This window comes from Streptomyces sp. ISL-87, from assembly GCF_018614095.1.
Lineage (GTDB): Bacteria > Actinomycetota > Actinomycetes > Streptomycetales > Streptomycetaceae > Streptomyces.
Genome location: NZ_JAGGOY010000012.1, coordinates 38,872 through 55,366, shown reverse-complemented (window position 1 = coordinate 55,366; position 16,495 = coordinate 38,872). Strand labels below are relative to the sequence as shown.

The 16,495-nt window shown below is 71.0% G+C and carries 19 protein-coding genes; 9 read left to right on the top strand and 10 right to left on the bottom strand.

All coding sequences use genetic code 11. From position 1 onward, the window contains the following. The first annotated feature begins 100 nt into the window (after nt 1–100). Nucleotides 101–244: a hypothetical protein gene (locus J7I97_RS04185; protein ID WP_214931068.1), complete on the top strand. Its 144-nt coding sequence runs from the start codon at nt 101–103 to the stop codon at nt 242–244. A 100-nt stretch (nt 245–344) separates the two neighbouring features. Here J7I97_RS04185 and J7I97_RS04180 read toward each other — a convergent pair whose 3' ends face one another. Next, entirely contained in the window at nt 345–797 is a 453-nt protein-coding gene (locus J7I97_RS04180) for a DUF6299 family protein (RefSeq protein WP_214931006.1), read from the bottom strand. A 211-nt stretch (nt 798–1,008) separates the two neighbouring features. On the opposite strand from J7I97_RS04180, the gene J7I97_RS04175 reads away from it, so the two are divergent. Both J7I97_RS04175 and J7I97_RS04170 read left to right on the top strand, forming a co-directional pair. Further along, nucleotides 1,009–1,626 (top strand): DUF4352 domain-containing protein, encoded by a 618-nt coding sequence (locus J7I97_RS04175; protein ID WP_214931005.1) that lies wholly within the window; start codon nt 1,009–1,011, stop codon nt 1,624–1,626. A 57-nt stretch (nt 1,627–1,683) separates the two neighbouring features. After that, complete coding sequence (locus J7I97_RS04170; protein WP_214931004.1) at nt 1,684–2,178, top strand: DUF5949 family protein; 495 nt, start codon at nt 1,684–1,686, stop codon at nt 2,176–2,178. 148 nt (nt 2,179–2,326) lie between these two features. Here the strand turns inward: J7I97_RS04170 and J7I97_RS04165 are convergent, their stop codons facing one another. Next, nucleotides 2,327–3,583: a cytochrome P450 gene (locus J7I97_RS04165; protein WP_214931003.1), complete on the bottom strand. Its 1,257-nt coding sequence runs from the start codon at nt 3,581–3,583 to the stop codon at nt 2,327–2,329. A gap of 43 nt (nt 3,584–3,626) precedes the next feature. Next, nucleotides 3,627–4,781 carry a low temperature requirement protein A gene (locus tag J7I97_RS04160; RefSeq protein ID WP_214931002.1) on the bottom strand — a complete coding sequence of 385 codons (1,155 nt, stop codon included), beginning with the start codon at nt 4,779–4,781 and terminating at the stop codon, nt 3,627–3,629. A gap of 192 nt (nt 4,782–4,973) precedes the next feature. Between J7I97_RS04160 and J7I97_RS04155 the strand changes: the two genes are divergently transcribed. The 6 genes from J7I97_RS04155 to J7I97_RS04130 all read left to right on the top strand — a co-directional run bounded on the left by J7I97_RS04155 (nt 4,974) and on the right by J7I97_RS04130 (nt 10,363). After that, a complete protein-coding gene (locus J7I97_RS04155; protein ID WP_214931001.1) occupies nt 4,974–6,092 on the top strand; it encodes an MFS transporter in 1,119 nt (372 codons plus the stop codon). Next, complete coding sequence (locus tag J7I97_RS04150; protein ID WP_214931000.1) at nt 6,089–8,407, top strand: molybdopterin oxidoreductase family protein; 2,319 nt, start codon at nt 6,089–6,091, stop codon at nt 8,405–8,407. The genes J7I97_RS04155 and J7I97_RS04150 overlap by 4 nt, the downstream gene beginning before the upstream one ends. Before the next feature lie 7 nt (nt 8,408–8,414). Continuing rightward, nucleotides 8,415–9,014, top strand: a complete 600-nt coding sequence (locus tag J7I97_RS04145; protein ID WP_214930999.1) for a 4Fe-4S dicluster domain-containing protein — start codon at nt 8,415–8,417, stop codon at nt 9,012–9,014. Then, entirely contained in the window at nt 9,011–9,655 is a 645-nt protein-coding gene (locus J7I97_RS04140) for a ubiquinol-cytochrome c reductase iron-sulfur subunit (RefSeq protein ID WP_214930998.1), read from the top strand. The genes J7I97_RS04145 and J7I97_RS04140 overlap by 4 nt, the downstream gene beginning before the upstream one ends. Then, the gene (locus J7I97_RS04135; RefSeq protein ID WP_214930997.1) at nt 9,652–10,020 is read left to right on the top strand and encodes a hypothetical protein; all 369 of its coding nucleotides are present in this window, start codon (nt 9,652–9,654) and stop codon (nt 10,018–10,020) included. The genes J7I97_RS04140 and J7I97_RS04135 overlap by 4 nt, the downstream gene beginning before the upstream one ends. 133 nt (nt 10,021–10,153) lie before the next feature. Further along, on the top strand, nt 10,154–10,363 hold the full coding sequence (locus tag J7I97_RS04130) for a hypothetical protein (RefSeq protein ID WP_214930996.1): 210 nt from the start codon (nt 10,154–10,156) through the stop codon (nt 10,361–10,363). A 10-nt stretch (nt 10,364–10,373) separates the two neighbouring features. On the opposite strand, the gene mscL is transcribed toward J7I97_RS04130, so the two are convergent. From mscL to J7I97_RS04095, 7 genes are all read right to left on the bottom strand, one after another. Next, the gene (gene mscL / locus J7I97_RS04125) at nt 10,374–10,877 is read right to left on the bottom strand and encodes a large conductance mechanosensitive channel protein MscL (RefSeq protein ID WP_214930995.1); all 504 of its coding nucleotides are present in this window, start codon (nt 10,875–10,877) and stop codon (nt 10,374–10,376) included. A gap of 123 nt (nt 10,878–11,000) precedes the next feature. Further along, complete coding sequence (locus tag J7I97_RS39795) at nt 11,001–11,288, bottom strand: hypothetical protein (protein WP_308363424.1); 288 nt, start codon at nt 11,286–11,288, stop codon at nt 11,001–11,003. Between the two features lie 379 nt (nt 11,289–11,667). Further along, nucleotides 11,668–11,931, bottom strand: a complete 264-nt coding sequence (locus J7I97_RS40155) for an orotidine 5'-phosphate decarboxylase / HUMPS family protein (protein ID WP_374103548.1) — start codon at nt 11,929–11,931, stop codon at nt 11,668–11,670. Next, nucleotides 11,883–12,716, bottom strand: coding sequence for an S-methyl-5'-thioadenosine phosphorylase (locus J7I97_RS04110; RefSeq protein ID WP_214930993.1), 834 nt, complete (start codon nt 12,714–12,716; stop codon nt 11,883–11,885). The genes J7I97_RS40155 and J7I97_RS04110 overlap by 49 nt, the downstream gene beginning before the upstream one ends. A gap of 76 nt (nt 12,717–12,792) precedes the next feature. Next, nucleotides 12,793–13,119, bottom strand: coding sequence for an FmdB family zinc ribbon protein (locus J7I97_RS04105; RefSeq protein WP_214930992.1), 327 nt, complete (start codon nt 13,117–13,119; stop codon nt 12,793–12,795). A gap of 67 nt (nt 13,120–13,186) precedes the next feature. Beyond that, nucleotides 13,187–14,509: an MFS transporter gene (locus tag J7I97_RS04100; RefSeq protein ID WP_308363427.1), complete on the bottom strand. Its 1,323-nt coding sequence runs from the start codon at nt 14,507–14,509 to the stop codon at nt 13,187–13,189. A 388-nt stretch (nt 14,510–14,897) separates the two neighbouring features. Further along, nucleotides 14,898–16,355 (bottom strand): potassium/proton antiporter, encoded by a 1,458-nt coding sequence (locus J7I97_RS04095; protein ID WP_308363430.1) that lies wholly within the window; start codon nt 16,353–16,355, stop codon nt 14,898–14,900. Between the last annotated feature and the right edge of the window lie 140 nt (nt 16,356–16,495).

Here is a 16,495-nt window from a genome sequence, read left to right as displayed (position 1 = left end):
CACGTCGAGTTGTGGGCGGGCGGGGGCGGAGTGATGATGCGGCCATGGAACGGACGGCTTGGGAACGGAACGCGCTGTGCGCCGGCTGAGCAGGGGCGCCGTGACGGGGATTCTGGCGCTGCTCGTGCTGGCTGCCGGGGTGCCGACGGTCGTGGACTGGACGACGGGACGTCCGCACGCGGACCCCGGGTGCCGGACGGTGGCGTTCATGTCGATGACCGGGGTGGCGCCCGCCTGCCGGTAGCGGCGCCCTGCTGCCGGTAGCGGTGGCCCGCTGCCGGGGGCGGTGCCCCGCCTGCCGGTAGCGGCGGCCACCGGGCGGACCGGCGGCTGCCGCGCACGGCTCAGCGGTGGTCGATCAGCTCGATCTCCTGGACGTCCTCGGCGACCGTCTTCACGGGCAGCGACAGCAGGCCGCCGCCCGTACGGCGGATCTCCTGGAGCCGGACCTCGGCCAGCGCCCGTCCGGGGTGGATCTCCGGGGCGAGCGCGAGCGAGGCGGTGGTCCGCCACTCGTGCTCCGCGCCGTCGCAGACGACCTCACCGTTGCTGGCGCCCAGGCGGGTGTCGCCCTGGGAGACGGACGTGGCGATCTGAACCGCCCCCACGGGTGACGAGTCGTCGCAGTGGTAGGTGCCGGAAAGAGTGACCTTGCCGTCCTCGCCGATATGAGCGTACGGCTGTACGGAAATGCCATTGTCCATGGATGCGGCGGTGGCCGGTGTGGTGAATACCGCCGCGACCGTCAGCGCGGACAGTGCCGCGAGTGCTGCCAGGGCCATTCGGGGGCCGGACACGCCCATTCGTTCCTCCAGGTGGATGCGGGTGGATGCGGGTGAATGCGGGTAGCGGGAATCCGCCGGGAACGAATTGTGCTGGGATTTTGGCCGGCGACTCGCTCCGCGGGCTCGTGTCGGTGTGTGCAATTGCCCGCTCGGGCGCGTGAGACTGGCGAATTACATCCCCTTACATCCCCGAAGATCCTCGTAGATCCCCGAAGGGTCCCGCATGCGCCGCTCCGCTCCCCTTCCCGTCCTCGCCGCCGCCGCTCTCCTCCCGCTCCTGCTGTTCGGTGCCACCGCCTGCCAGAGCGCCCCTGAAGGGGGCGCGCTCGCCCCGGCGGCGGTGCCCGCCGCCCCCGTCGACGACGGGGCTCCGGGCGGTGACGCAGAAGACGCGGAGGAGGCCCCCGGAGTGGTGCGGACCGCCGCGAAAGACGCCCATGTGGGTGAATCCGTACGGGTGCACGGCAGGCAGGTCGGCCGTCACCTGGAGGCGGTGCTCAACGCCTACGTGGACCCCGCGGTCAGCGTCGAGAAGAACTTCGCCCCGCCCGCCGGCAAGCGCTGGGTGGCCGCCTCGATGTCGTTCGTCAACGTCGGCGGGGCCTCGTACGGGGCGCTCGGACGCATGTGGGCGCACGACAGCGCGGGGAAGCGCTTCCCGGTGGTGCCCACCGGTGAACTGACGACCGGCAAACCACTCGTCTTCGATTCCCTCGCCGTCGGTGCGCGGGCCGAGGGATGGGTGGTGTTCGAAATCCCGGAAAACGTGCAGATTGTGCGGCTCGAGTACCAGGACACGAACATGCAGGCGAATTCCGGAACGGGATTCTGGGCGGTCTAGCCCGGCCGGGTGAAACGCCGTGAAAGGGCCGGGTGAGAGGCGGCTAGGGTGCGGCGCATGACTTCAACTCAAGCCGAAATCGACCGGTCCCAGCTCGGCACCCTTTCCGTGCTCGCCTGGATCGGCGACCCCTCCGACGGCCACGACATCCCGTACCTCCTCGCGTACACCCTCGGCGACGGCCCGCAGGGCAAGGAGGCGGGTGAGGCGGCCGCCCGCGGGCTGCTGGAGGAGATCGGCCTGCCCATCGGCGACGTGGTCATGGACGGCACCCGCAGCCCGCGCACCTTCGCGGTGCAGATCCTGCTGTCGGGCAACCAGATCGCGCTGACCATGCCCGGGCTGAACGCGGCCTGCACCGCGCCCGACGAGTGGGTGGCCGCGGCGAACGAGAGCGGGCAGGCCTATTTCCTGTTCGCCACCCGCGCCTGGCCCGAGGCCGTTCCGGGCCGGCCGGTGACCGCGGAGGTCCTCCAGGCGTTCGCGGGTGACGAGCAGGTGCTCACCAGCAGCGCCCACTGTGTGATCCAGGTGCAGCGCCTCAGCCGGTAGCCGCGCCGCACCGCGCACTCTCCGGCCGCCGGGCTCCCAGCCTGCCCGGCGGCCGGTCCCCGCGCCCCACGCCCCGCGCCATCGCATTCGGCGCAGGGCGTCAGGCGTCAGGGCCTCAGGGCGTCAGCCCCAGGGCCTCAGGGCCTCATCAGGGCCGCTCGAAGGAGAACCGGAGAGAGCGCACCCGGTTGTCGAAGCTGGACCCCGCCAGATCCGGCAGGCCCACCGCGCGCAGCCCGACCGGACGGGTCAGCAGCTCGCGGAACAGCGCCTTCATCTCCACCCGGGCCAGGTGCGCGCCCAGGCAGAAGTGTGGCCCGCCCCCGCCGAAACCAAGATGCGGGTTGGGCGAGCGGGTGATGTCGAAGGCGTCCGGGTCGGGGAACACCGCCTCGTCGCGGTTGGCGGACGCGTAGTACAGCACCACCTTGTCGCCGGGCCGGAACAGGTGACCGCCCAGGGTGTGTTCGGCCGCGACCGTCCGGCGGAACTGGATGATCGGCGTCGAGTGCCGGATCATCTCGTCCACCGCGCCGTCGGCGTACTTCTCGAAGTCCGCGAGCAGCAGGTCCCGTTGCTCCGGGTGGTCGGTCAGCAGGGCCAGCCCGTGCGTGATCGCGTTGCGGGTGGTCTCCACGCCCGCCACCATCAGCAGCGAGAAGAACGCCCCCAGCTGGCGGGCGCCCAGGGCCTGGCCGTCCACGTTCGCGCAGACCAGCGCCGAGATCAGGTCGGCGGTCGGGTTCTTGCGCCGCTCCCGCCCGATGCCCGCGACCATCCGCTGCATCCGGGCCAGCGCCCGCAGGCCGCGGCCCGGCACGCGCAGCCGGGAGGCCAGCCCGCGCTCCACGCCGATGTTCTCGGAGGCGTGGTTGACGCGGTCGGCGATCTCCGCCCGGTAGCGCTCCGGGATGCCCATCATGTTGCAGATGACCTCCAGGGGCAGCCGGGAGGACACCGCCGAGACGAACTCGTCGGGCCGGTCGGCGAGTACGTCGTCCACGATGCGGGCGGCCACCGCGTGGATGTCCTCCTCGGCCGCTGCCAGCAGCCGGGGCGTGAAGGCCCGCTGCACGATCTTCCGCAACTGCGCGTGGTCGGCGCCGTCCAGATTGACCATGGAGTCGCCGAACAGCGCCCGCACCCACCGGGCCGGCTCGGGCGTGGTCACCCCGGGCGCGCTCGCGAACACCTTGGGAAGCCGGCTCGCCTCCTGTACGTCGGCGTGCCGTACGAGGGCCCAGTGTCCGCGGCCCTTCCCCTCGGGCACGTACACCGGGGTGTCCAGGGCCCGCAGCGCGGCGAACGCCGCGAGCCGGGCTTCGGGGGACTGCTGCCAGAACGCCGGGTCCGCGAGGTGCGGGCCCGCGCCCGTGTCCTCGTACCGCTGTGCAGGGACCGTCATCGTTTCTTCTCTCATTCGTCGGGTCGGTCGGAGCCCACCGTCCTCACGCACCAGAACGCGCCCGGTGGGCCAAGGTCACGCCCACCGCGACGGTGGCGGCCGCCACCAGCCCCGCCCACAGCACCGCTTGCGGGCCGGTCCAGGCGCAGCCGAGGATGGCGAGCGCCGAGAGGGGCAGCATCAGTTGCTGGGCTGCGCCCCGCTTGAAGTGGCGCGAGTGCAGCAGCCAGACGAAGGCCAGGAAGAGCGCGGCCGGGACGGCCACCGAGAGGTTGGCGGCCAGGTCCGAGATGTGGGCCTTGCCGACGGCCTGCTCGATCGCCACTTCGACGCCGGCGCCGATGGCCGCGGCCGCGGCGAGGATCACGTAGTGGCCGTAACCCCAGCTGAATGCCTGCCGGTTGCTCTGCAGCCGGTAGTGCGCGGGGACCGCGAAGTAGATCCACCAGGCCGCGAAGGCCAGCAGCAGCCCGCCCGCGGCGATGGGCAGCAGCTCGCCCAGCGCCTCGTGCTCGTCGATCGCCGACTGGACCGCGACCGTGCCGGCGGAGATGGTCTCGCCGAGCACGATGATGGTGAAGAGGCCGTACCGCTCGGCGATGTGGTGCGGATGCCACTGGGTCTGGTACCCGCGCTCGGCGAGGACCGGAACCATCAGCTCCGCCATCACCAGCACCAGGAACAGCCACTTGCGGGAGCTCTCGGGGGCCGCGAGCATCGCCGTCCAGCCGGCCTGGCAGAGCACCAGCCCGATGGCGTACGTGAGCGCGCAGCGCCGGCCGGGGCCCTGCTCCCCGGCGGCCGCGCGCAGCCACTGGACGGTGAGCGCGAGGCGCATCACCAGGTAGCCGATGACGGCGATGGTCCAGTCGTTGTCGTTGAAGGCCCGCGGGATCCCGGCCGAGTAGATGAGCACACCGGAGATCTGCACGAGGGTCGCGAGGCGGTAGGGGACGTCGTCCACGTCATAGGCGGAGGCGAACCAGGTGAAGTTCATCCAGGCCCACCACACCCCGAAGAACACGAAGAAGTAGCCGGTGATGCCGGTGCCGACGTGGCCCTCGGCGAGCGCGTGGACCAGCTGGCGGCCCGCCTGCGCCACGGCGACGACGAAGCAGAGGTCGAAGAAGAGCTCCAGCGGGGTCGCGGTCCGGTGGCTCTCCTCGCGGTGGCGGCCGGTCATCGGTACGTACGTCATGCCGCCCAGGACAGCAGCCGTCCGCCGGTCGGCAGGCGAGGCGCGCGCTTGGGACCTCGGCCTGTCGCTCGGACGACGTTCTCCTCGACGTACTGCCCTTCCACGCCCGGCAGGGGCCGACCCTCGTCTGAGGGATTCGCCCACTTGGTTGCATAACGGGCTATGCAGGGACATACCACCTAGCGTGGTGGCGTGTCCGAGCCCTCAGAAGTCCTCGCCGCCGCGCCGCCCCCGCCGCCTCCGACCGGGACCGGGCAGCCGACGGCCGCGACGCTGCCGCCCGTCGGGCGGTCCGTCACCGCACGGGCCACTCTGGCCGGCACCGTCGTCTCGCTCCTGCTCATCGCCGCGATCGTGCTGGGGAGCAGGCTCCTGCGCGACTTCGACTCGGGCCTGCTGCCGTACGCCGTCGCCACCGTCTTCCTGGCCTTCGGCGTGGCCTACCGGTACACCGTCTGGGTCTCCGCGCCCGGCGCGCGCCGGCTCTTCAAGAAGGGCTTCGGCAGCTTCTTCTCGGCCGCCAACTTCCGCAAGGCCCCCACCGCCCTGCCGAAGATGATCGTCACCTACCTCGGCTTCCAGAAGTTCCTCGGCGCCCGCTCGCGCGCCCGCTGGGCCGCCCACCAGCTGATCTTCTGGGGCTGCATCCTGGCCGCCCTGATCACCTTCCCGCTGACCTGGGGCTGGTTCACCTTCACCTCCGGCAGCGGATCGGGCCCGGGCTACGAGATGCGGATGTGGGGCTTCAAGATCCTCGGCTTCGACTCGCTCAGCATCGCCGGCTGGCTGATGTTCCACGGCCTGGACATCGCCGCCGTGCTGGTCATCCCCGGTGCCTCGTACTTCCTGTGGCGGCGGATGAGGGACCGGGGCGCCATCACCGGCCAGCGGTTCGCGTACGACCTGCTGCCGCTGATCTGCCTGATCGTGATCTCCGTGACGGGTCTGCTGCTGACCTTCTCGTCGATCTTCCTGCACGGCGGGGGCTACGAGTCCCTGGCGATCCTGCACATGGTGTCGGTGGTCTTCACCCTCATCTACATCCCGTTCGGGAAGTTCTTCCACATCGTCCAGCGGCCGGCCGCCGTCGGCATGCAGCTGTTCAAGTACACCGCCCGCCAGGAGGACCAGGTCTTCGCCTGCAAGCGCTGCGGAGAGCCCATCGACACCACGCCGTACGTCGAGAACCTGCGCGGCACCATGCGGGACCTGAAGCTCGACTTCGACGCCTTCGCCGAATACTGCCCGCGCTGCAAGCGGGTGCTGCGCGGCAGTGTCTACCTGGCCCATGTCAAGAAGGGCTTCAAGTGACCGCGACGGACCCCGCCGAGCCCGCGCCGCTGCCCCTCGCCCCTTCGATCGCCCCGCCCGGCACCCGCAACTTCCGCGACGCGGGCGGCATCCCCGCGGACAAGTGGCACGCCGACCAGAACGGCGAGACCCTCGTCCCCACCCACTGCTGCTTCTGCGGCGTGCAGTGCGGGATGTACCTGCGGGTGGACCGCGGCGGCAAGGTCTTCGGCGTGGAGCCCCGCAATCACGACATCAACCGCATGCGGCTGTGCCCCAAGGGCATCAACGCCTACCAGCAGGTCAACCACCCCGACCGGCTCACCGCCCCGCTGATGCGCCGCTCCCGTGACGAGGAGTTCAGGGACGTCTCCTGGGACGAGGCCCTCGACTTCACCGTCTCCGAGATCCGCCGTATCCAGGGCGAGTACGGGAACGACGCCTTCGGGCTGCTCGGCGGAGCCAGCCTGTTCTCCGAGAAGACCTACCTCGTTGGCAAGTTCGCCCGGGTCGCGCTGAAGACCAAGCACGTCGACTACAACGGCCGGCTGTGCATGGTCAGCGCCGCGGGCGCCAACAAGCTCGCCTTCGGCATCGACCGGGCCGGCAACCCCTTCTCCGACATCCTCCTCACCGACTGCCTGCTCATCGCCGGGTCGAACGTGGGGGAGTGCTTCCCCGTGATGACCCAGTACCTGTGGGGCGCCCGGGACCGGGGCGCCTCGCTGATCGTGGTCGACCCGCGCGAGACGGCCATCGCGCGCACCGCCGACATCCACGTCGCCCTCAAGCCCGGCACCGACTCGGCCTTCTTCAACGCCGTCCTGCACGTGATCGTCGCCGAGGGCCTGACCGACGAGGCCTACCTCGCCGCCCGCACCACCGGCTGGGACGAGGTCAAGGCCACCGTCCAGGAGTACCCGCCCGCCCGCTCCGCCCGGATCTGCGGAGTCCCGGCCGAGCAGATCGTCCAGGTGGCCCGCGTCTTCGCCGCCGCCGGCAAGGCCATGGCCTGGCATGCCCGGGGCATCGAACACCACTCCCAGGGCGTCGAGAACTGCCTCTCCGTCATCAACCTGTGCGTGGCCACCGGCAACATCGGCAAGCCCGGCGCCGGCTACGGCACCATCACGGGCCAGGGCAACGGCCAGGGCGGCCGCGAACACGGCCAGAAGTCCGACCTCCTCCCCGGCGGCCGCTCGATCACCGACCCGGAACACCGGCGCCAGATCTGCCAGATCTGGGGCATCGAGGAATCCGAGCTCCCCGGCGCCGGCACCTCCATGATGGAAATGGTCTGGCAAATGCAGCGCCGCGAGATCCGTGGCCTCATCGGCATCTGCAACAACCCCTTCGTCTCCCTCCCCAACTACGGGGTGGTCAAGGACGGCTACGACACCGCCGAGTTCCACGCCCAGTTCGACTTCTTCCTCTCCGAGACCGCCGCCAACGCCCACGTCGTCTTCCCCGTCACCACCTGGGCCGAGGACGAGGGCGTGATGGCCAACGCCGAGGCCCGGGTGGTCAAGCACAACAAGGCCCAGGAACCCCCGGCCGGGGTCCGCACCGACACCTGGGTCATCTGCGAGCTGGCCAAACGGCTCGGTGCCGGCCACCACTTCGACTTCGCCGGCTCCCGCGAGGTGTTCGAGGAGCTGCGGATCGCCTCCGCCGGCACGGTCAACGACTACTACGGCATCACCTACGACCGCCTGGAGGAGACCGGCGGGATCGCCTGGCCCTGCCCCTCCACCGAGCACCCGGGCACACCCCGGCTGTTCGAGGACGGCCGGAGCTACCACCCCGACGGCAAGATCCACCTTCAGGTCGTGGAATGGCATCCGCCCATGGACGCCTACACCGGGGAGTTCCCCCTCTCCCTCACCACCGGCCGCACCGTCGCGCACTTCCTCTCCGGCAACCAGACCCGCCGTCTGGGCGCCCTCGTCGAACAGGCCCCGCGCCCCTGGGTGGAGGTCCACCCCTCGCACGGTTTCCGCAACGGCGACCCGGTGCGGGTGGTCACCCGCCGCGGCAGCGAGGTCTTCCCGGCCCTGGTCACCGAGGCCATCCGTCCCGACACCGTCTTCATCCCGTACCACTGGCCCGTCCCGACGTCCGCGAACGCCCTGACCATCGACGCCCTCGACCCCCGCTCGAAGATCCCCGAGTACAAGGTCTGCGCCGCCCGGATCGAGTCCGCCGAGCGGATCGACGAGGTGCCCGCACCGCCCACGGCCCCCGGCCACGAGGCCTACCCGCAGACCCAGGTCTCCCGCACCGACCCGCTGCCCCCCACGGCCCCGCAGGGCCGTGGCACGGCGGAGAGGAACTGACTCCGCCATGATGGGCCGAACGATCTTCATCGACCCGGGTCGCTGCATCGGCTGCCAGGCCTGTGTCTCCGCCTGCCGCGAATGCGACTCGCACCGAGGCAAGTCGATGATCCACCTGGACTACACCGACGCCGGCCGGTCCGTCGCCTCCCTTCCGACCGTCTGCATGCACTGCGAGGACCCGGTCGCCCCCTGCGCCGAGGTCTGCCCCGCCGACGCGATCCTGGTCACCGCGGACGGGGTGGTCCAAACGGCTGACACCACCCGCTGCATCGGCTGCGCCAACTGCGTCAACGCCTGCCCCTTCGGCGTCCCGAAGATCGACCTCCAGGCGAAGCTCCAGATGAAGTGCAACCTCTGCTACGACCGCACCGCCTACGGCCTCGCCCCCATGTGCGCCACTGTCTGCCCGACCGGTGCCCTCTTCTACGGAACCCTCGAAGAGCTCCAGGCGGAGCGCCCCGGCGTCCAGGTCGCCGACTCCTTCGTGTTCGGCGACGTGGCGGTCAGCACCGGCGTCGCGATGGTCGTCCCCGCCGACAAGGTCCAATGGCCCGTCCCCGGCGGCCTCCCCGTCGTCGAGATCAATGGAGTCGACGTCAGATGAGCGTGACCCAGCAGCCGGCCCCCGCCCCCGGCCCCGACGGCGACGCCGCCGAGCAGTTGCGCGACCGGATCAGCGCCGACTCCCTCACCACCCGCCGTGACTACCTGCGGATCGTCGCCACCGTCTCCGGCGGGCTGGCCATCGGCGGTGTCGGCGTCGCCGCCGGCATCCTGGACCGGCACGGCGACAGCGAGAAGCTGCCCAAGAGCAAGAAGGTCGCCGACCAGCTGGCACCCGGGGAGTCCATGGCCTTCCGCTTCCCCGGTGACGAGGACCGGGCCCTCGCGGTACGGCTGTGGGACGGCTCCCTCGTGGGCTACTCGGCCATCTGCACCCACCTGGCCTGCGCCGTGCTGTGGCGCGAGGACCGGGGCCCCGAGGGGGAGCTGTACTGCCCCTGTCACGAGGGCGTCTTCGACGCGCGCACCGGCGAGGTCGCCGCGGGCCCACCGCCCCGCCCGCTCCCCAAGGTCTTCCTGACCGAGGAGACCGACGGCAGCATTTGGGCCGTCGCGACCGCCCGGTCGGGAGAGCCCACCCAGGAGGCCTTGTGCCGCCAGTTCGGCGAGTCCCGCCCCGAGCTGGCCCGCACCCTGGGCTGCCCCGGCACGGACGGCGACACGGAAAGCGCCCGGACATGACCGACGAACAGCTGCCTCCGCGCCCGGAATACCACCCGGCCAGTGCCGAGCCCCGATTGAACCGGCCGGTGCGGGAACGGTATCCGCAGATCCGCCCCACCAGCGGCTACGGCGACCCGCGGATCCGGCACACGGGCCCCGGTCCGGGGGCCGGCACCGAGCAGGAGCCGGAGCGTTCCTCGAAACTCAACGCCAGGCTGGCCCTGGCCCTCACCGTCGTGGTCGGACAGCTCTGGGCGCTGACCGTGACCGTCGACGAGTGGATGAAGGGCAACACCGCCACGGCCTGGTGGGGGGCGGGATTCCTGATCCTGTCCTCTCTCGTCGTGATCGGCCTGTGGCTCCTCGACCCGAAGGACCGGTGAGGTGACCATGCCCATGCCCACCCCCCACCCCGAACCCAGCACATGAAGGAGGCCGCGGGCCAGGGCTCCGAGCCGCGGGCCGCAGCCCTGAAGCAGTCGCAGATGGAGCCGGGGGCGGCCGTACCCTGGAGGCATGAGCAACGCCCCCGCCTCCGCCTCCGGCGCACAGGACCCCAAGCCCGAGGCCGTGCCCAGGCCGAAGCCGAAGCTCGTCTTCGACGACCCCCTGGACCAGCAGTCCTCCGACGACACCGACCGCGGGTGGGGCGAGCGGCCGCCCGCCGGCGGGAGCGCCGCCGACTTGGCCCGCTTCCTCGACGAGAAGCCGCCGCACCACCTCTGAGCGGCCTGGGTCAGAACGAACCGCCGCGCCCCGGTGCCGGCACCCCGGCCGGGCCCGAGCCGTTGCGCTGTGCGACCAGGTGGTCGCGGATCTCCTTGAGGACCTCCAGCTCGGTGATCTCCATGGTCTCCTGCACGCCATCCCTGGCCCGGCGGCGGGCCTCCACCTTGGCGAGGTACTTCGCCATGGGCAGCACCATCAGGAAGTAGACGACCGCGGCGGTGATCAGGAAGGTCAGCGTCGCGTTGAGCACCGAGCCCCACATGATGTTGACACCCGTCGGCTCCCCCTTCGCGTCGATGCCGCACTGATCCTTCAGGCACGAGGAGTAGACGTCCAGGTTCTTCGTGCCGACCGCGCCCACCAGCGGGCCGATGATCCCCTTCACCACCGCGTTCACGATGTTCGTGAACGCGGCGCCGATGACGACGGCCACCGCCAGGTCGACGACGTTGCCGCGCATCAGGAAGGCCTTGAAGCCCGCCAGGACGCTCTCCTTCTTCTTCTCGCTCACCACTGAGCCTTTCTTCGCATCTGCCGAACACGGAGCCAACGGTTCCGAAAGCTACGGCAGTCCAGGCATGGCGTGTCCAATCGGTGCTTGCCACAAGGTGACATCGCGGCACGTATCTCTGATTCAGCACAACGTCACCGCCAGTCGTGACACCGTGCCCGCCCCCACCAGAGCCCGCGCGGTTTCCCGGGGCACGGACAGGACCACCAGTGCCCCGCCGTCCCCGCCGCCCTTCTCCGGATCCGGTACTTCGGCCACTCGGGCCGCCACCGCCACCACCCGGGGCGGTGCGGAGCGTTCGGCCGCCACCACATCCACCCGGTCCCCGGCACGCAGCAGCCGGACCGTCGCCGCGTCCGCGATGCGCACCGGCGCCGACACCATCCGCACCGCGACGGGGGGTGGTTTCACGTCTGGCGGCGCGCCACCCCGTGAGGCCTGGGCCTCCGTCCCGCCCACCGCCAGCGCGGCCGCCGCGACGGCCAGCCCGGCTGAGGCGGCACGCCGCCGGCGCCTCAGGGCCCTGCGCAGCCGGTCCCCGCCCCGCCCCACGCGCAGCGGGGGGAAGGACGGAACCGGGCGCGCGGGAGGACACGTAGAAGAAGCGGGAGGGCACGTAGAAGACGGGACAAGGGAAGGGGTCCTGGACATGACGGCCACCGCCAAGCTCTGTGTGTTCCGGTGTCCGGATCCAGCGCCCGGACATCCCTCACGATCCCCCGCCCCGCGAAACCTCGCCCGGGCCTGTGGATGATCCCCAGCCTGTGGACAGCCGCGTCACCCACACGAGTCAGCCGACGGCCCGGACCCGCTCCAGCACCGCCACCGGGTCCGCGGCCCGCGTGACCGACCGGCCCACCACGACATGCGAGGCCCCGGCGGCGAAGGCGGCCTGCGCAGTTCCCGTCCGGGCGTGCCCGCCGACTGCCCCGCCCGCGACCCCGGCCGCGACCCTGCCGCGACCCCGCCCGCGACCCTGCCGCGACCCGGCAAGCCCCGCCCGTCCTACGGCAGGTCGATGCCCAGGTCCCAGCCGTCGAGGGCGTGCATGCACAGGCAGGCGCGGGATTCCGTCGCCGGGAGGGCCGCCACCGCGTCGAAGAGGACCTCGCGCATGCGGCCGATGTTCTCGCCGAATACGCGCAGGACCTCCGTGTGGGACACGCCCTCACCCGTCTCCGCGCCCGCGTCCAGGTCCGTGACAAGCGCCATCGAGGTGTAGCAGAGCCCCAGCTCGCGGGCGAGCACGGCCTCCGGGTGGCCCGTCATGCCGACGACCGACCAGCCCATCGCCGCGTGCCACTTCGACTCGGCGCGCGTGGAGAACCGGGGGCCTTCGACCACGACCATCGTGCCGCCGTCCACCGGCTCCCAGGCCCGCCCGCGGGCCGCCGCCAGGGCCACCGACCGGCCGACCGGGCAGTACGGGTCGGCGAAGGTGGCGTGCACGACGTTCGGGACGGTGCCGTCGGGCAGCGGCTCCCCGTCGAAGAAGGTCTGGACGCGGGTCTTGGTCCGGTCGACCAGCTGGTCCGGCACCAGCAGCGTGCCCGGCCCGTACTCCTCGCGCAGGCCGCCCACCGCGCAGGGGCCCAGCACCTGGCGGACGCCGACCGAGCGCAGCGCCCACAGGTTGGCCCGGTAGTTGATCTTGTGCGGCGGCACGGTGTGGCTGCGCCCGTGCCGGGGCAGGAAGGCCACCTGCCGCCCCGCCAGCTCGCCCAGGTGCAGGGAGTCGCTCGGGGGACCGTAGGGGGTCTCCACCTGGATCTCGGAGACGTCCTCCAGGAAGGAGTAGAAGCCCGAGCCGCCGATGACACCGATCTCTGCGTTCGCCATGGCGTCACCCTAACCGGGCATGCGTAAGGCCCCGCCGCCCGGGAGGGGCGACGGGGCCTTACGGAAACAGACGAGGTCAGGCAGCCGAGGTGGAGCTGCTCGTGCTCGACGTGCTGGAAGACGAAGACGACGAGGCCGCCGAGGACGACGACGAAGCGGCCGGGGCGGCAGCGGTCGAAGTCGTGGACGACGCCGGCTTCGAGGCAGGCGTGCTGCTCGACGAAGCGCCACGGCTGTCGTTCCGGTAGAAACCGGAGCCCTTGAAGACGATGCCGACCGCGGAGAACACCTTCTTCAGGCGTCCGTCGCAGTTCGGGCACACGGTCAGTGCGTCATCGGTGAACTTCTGCACGGCCTCAAGGCCCTCACCGCACTCGGTGCACTGGTACTGGTAGGTCGGCACGAATTTCCTCCTGGCACTCTGACTCAATGAGTGCTAACGACGCTCCATGGTGACGTATTCCGGCGGATCAGTCCACCGTCACCGGCACGCGGTGACCCATCCCACGCTCGTTCACCCCTGCGGAAGGGGCGGCAACCGCACGGGTCGCCGACGAGTTCACGATCCGGCTCGGGGCCTTCGGCGCCAGCTTGGCGCGCAGGCCGAGCAGGGTGACCAGTGCCAGCGCCGTGGCCGCCAGCGGCACGAGGAAGCCGTACGAGGAACCGTGCGCGTCCGTCAGACGGCCGGCCACGATCACGGCGATGGCCTGCCCGAAGGCGATCGCGCCGGTCAGCCAGGTGAAGGCCTCGGTGCGGGCGTTCGCCGGGATCAGCGACTCGATCATCGTGTAGCCGGTGATCAGGGCGGGGGCGATGCACAGTCCGACCAGCAGGCCGAGGGCGGCCAGCAGGATCATCGAGTCGGCGGTCCACAGCAGCGACGCGGCGGCGGTCAGGCCGATGTAGCCGAGCAGTAGCCGGCGACGCGGGCCGATCTTCCAGGCGATGGCGCCACAGGCGATGCCCGCGACCATGTTGCCGGCCGCGAAGACGCCGTACAGCAGACCGTTCGCGCCCGGGTTGCCGATCTCGTTGGAGAAGGCCGCCAGCGAGACCTGCATGCCGCCGAAGACGGCGCCGATCCCGAGGAAGGCCACGATCAGGACGCGCAGACCCGCGAAGGACAGTGCGGAGGCGCGCTTGGTGCCGGTGGCGGACGCGGTGTGCGCCGTGGGCTGGGTGCCGCGCTGGGCGGCGAACAGCAGGCCGCCGAGCAGCGTCAGGGCGGCCTCGGTGATCAGGCCGGCCGACGGGTGGAGGCCGGTGCACAGCGCGGTCGCGAGGACCGGGCCGACGACGAAGGTGAACTCGTCGGTGACGGACTCGAACGCGGCGGCGGTCGGCAGCAGCGGCGAGCCCTCAAGCTTGGCGGCCCAGCGGGCACGGACCATCGGGCCGACCTGCGGCACCGAGGCACCGGCCGGAATGGCGGCCAGCGCGAGCACGATCACGGGTGCGCCGATCAGCGCGAGGGCGGCCAGGGTGCTCACGGCGGCGGCGTGGATCACGACCGCCGGCAGCAGGACGGCGCTCTGGCCGTACTTGTCGGTGAGGTTGCCCATCACGGGGGCGCACAGCGCCATGGAGATTCCGGTGACGGCGGCGACGATGCCGGCGCTGGCGTAGGAACCGCTGGTGTGCTGCACGAGCAGCAGGATGCTGATGGTCAGCATTCCGAAGGGCAGCCGGGCTGCGAAGCCGGGGAGCAGGAAGCTGAGGGCGCCGGGCGTGCGCAGGAGCTGCCCGTAGCCGGGGCGGGCGGACGTGTCGGTCGTGACCGCGGATGTCACGGCCTGGCCTTTCCGCTGCCTGGTAGAACTCCCCGACTGCGGACGATGCATCACCTTGTGAGCGAGTCGCACCCGTACATGTGGGAGCCCCGAGAGCTGTCCTCTTGCGCAGAACCGAGTGATACCTGGGCGCCCACTGCGGGAGGGTGCCACGGCCGCTTTGCGGTCGCGCCAGCTCTGCGTCAGGCAGAGTTGGTTCGATGTGGTGTGCCTTTATCGTACAGGCAGAGTCGCTATCGCGCCTTGTGATTCCGGCGACAAGGCCGTCTTCGCCTGCGATTAACTGGAAGTTCGCATTCCGCAGCCCCTGAAATCGGGGCAAGACGGCCCCGAAGTTCCCGAAATCATAGATTTAGAACGCCGCTCTAACGCTCTGTTCGGGATCTGCTCAAGACCCGTTCGACCCGGTCCCGAGCCATCCGGCCAGCTTGCCGCCCCGGGCCACCGCCCGCAGCCGGGCCTCCGCCGCGTCCCGGACCGGATCCGTGGCCACCACCAGCAGCTCGTCCCCGTGCCGCAGCACCGTCGACGGCGCCGGTACGAAGCTCTTCGCGTCCCGGACCACCAGCGTGACCGAGGCCCCGGCGGGCAGCCGCAGCTCGCTCACCTCCACGCCGTGCATCCGCGAGGCCGGCGGGATGGCGAAGGACAGCAGGTGCCCGCGCAGCTTCTCCAGCGGCGCCGACTCGATCCCCAGGTCGGCGGCGATCTCGTCGGTCTCGCGGAGATTGAGCTTGCGCGCCACCCACGGCAGGGTCGGCCCCTGCGCCAGCGTGTAGACGACGACCAGCACGAAGACGATGTTGAAGACCCGGTCGCTGCCCTCGATGCCGGACACCATCGGGATGGTCGCGAGGATGATGGGCACCGCTCCGCGCAGGCCGGCCCACGACATCAGGGCCTGCTCCTGCCACGGCAGCCGGAACGGCAGCAGGCTGACGAAGACCTCGAGCGGCCGCGCGACCATGGTCAGCACCAGCCCGATGACCACCGCCGGCCAGAAGTCGCCCGCCAGCTCGTGCGGGGTGACGAGGAGACCGAGCAGGACGAACATGCCGATCTGGGCGATCCAGCCGAGCCCGTCCGCGAATCCCCGGGTCGCCGGCCAGTGCGGGAGCTTCGCGTTCCCCAGCACCATGGCCGCCAGGTAGACGGCGAGGAACCCGGAGCCGTGCGCGATCGCGCCCGCCGCGTACGCGGTGATGGCGATCGCCATCACGGCGATCGGGTAGAGGCCCGAGGCGGGCAGGGCCACGTGCCGCAGGCCGTACGCCCCCAGGAAGCCCACGGTCAGGCCGATCGCGACGCCGATCGCCAGCTCCAGCGCGATCTTGCCGATCAGGACGTACCACTCGTCCACCGGGCCGAGGGTCGCGAAGGACACCACCAGGATGACCACGGGTGCGTCGTTGAAGCCGGACTCCGCCTCCAGTACACCCGTCACCCGCGAGGGCAGCGGCACCTTGCGCAGGACGGAGAAGACGGCCGCCGCGTCGGTCGAGGAGACGACCGCGCCGATCAGCAGGGCCTGTCGCCAGTCCAGCCCGACCAGGTAGTGCGCGCCCGCCGCCGTCACTCCCACGCTGACGGCGACGCCGGCCAGCGACAGCGCGATCGCGGCCGGCAGGGCCGGCTTGATCTCTTTCCACTTGGTGCCCAGACCACCCTCGGCGAGGATCACGACGAGTGCGGCATAACCGATGACCTGCGTCAGCTCGGCGTTGTCGAATACGACGTTGCCGATGCCGTCCTGGCCTATCGCGATGCCTATGCCGAGGTAGATGAGCAGGCTGGGGAGGCCGCTGCGTGAAGAGATGCGTACCGCCGCGACGGCGACGAGCAGCACGAGCGAGCAGACCAGCAGTAGCTCATTGAGCGTGTGGACAGTCAGCGGGCGGCCCTTTCCTCAATGCGCCTGGCGGATCGTTCCTCCTGGCGGCAGGTGCGGCAAGTACTTCGTTACTTTACCTAATCTTTGACGCGCCC

Excerpts from the sequence above, each read along its gene's own strand:
- J7I97_RS04175 (WP_214931005.1), top strand. The coding sequence starts at position 1,009 with ATGCGCCGCTCCGCTCCCCTTCCCGTCCTCGCCGCCGCCGCTCTCCTC.
- J7I97_RS04170 (WP_214931004.1), top strand. The coding sequence starts at position 1,684 with ATGACTTCAACTCAAGCCGAAATCGACCGGTCCCAGCTCGGCACCCTT.
- J7I97_RS04165 (WP_214931003.1), bottom strand. The coding sequence starts at position 3,583 with ATGACGGTCCCTGCACAGCGGTACGAGGACACGGGCGCGGGCCCGCAC.
- J7I97_RS04160 (WP_214931002.1), bottom strand. The coding sequence starts at position 4,781 with ATGACGTACGTACCGATGACCGGCCGCCACCGCGAGGAGAGCCACCGG.
- J7I97_RS04145 (WP_214930999.1), top strand. The coding sequence starts at position 8,415 with ATGATGGGCCGAACGATCTTCATCGACCCGGGTCGCTGCATCGGCTGC.
- J7I97_RS04140 (WP_214930998.1), top strand. The coding sequence starts at position 9,011 with ATGAGCGTGACCCAGCAGCCGGCCCCCGCCCCCGGCCCCGACGGCGAC.
- J7I97_RS04135 (WP_214930997.1), top strand. The coding sequence starts at position 9,652 with ATGACCGACGAACAGCTGCCTCCGCGCCCGGAATACCACCCGGCCAGT.
- J7I97_RS04130 (WP_214930996.1), top strand. The coding sequence starts at position 10,154 with ATGAGCAACGCCCCCGCCTCCGCCTCCGGCGCACAGGACCCCAAGCCC.
- J7I97_RS04110 (WP_214930993.1), bottom strand. The coding sequence starts at position 12,716 with ATGGCGAACGCAGAGATCGGTGTCATCGGCGGCTCGGGCTTCTACTCC.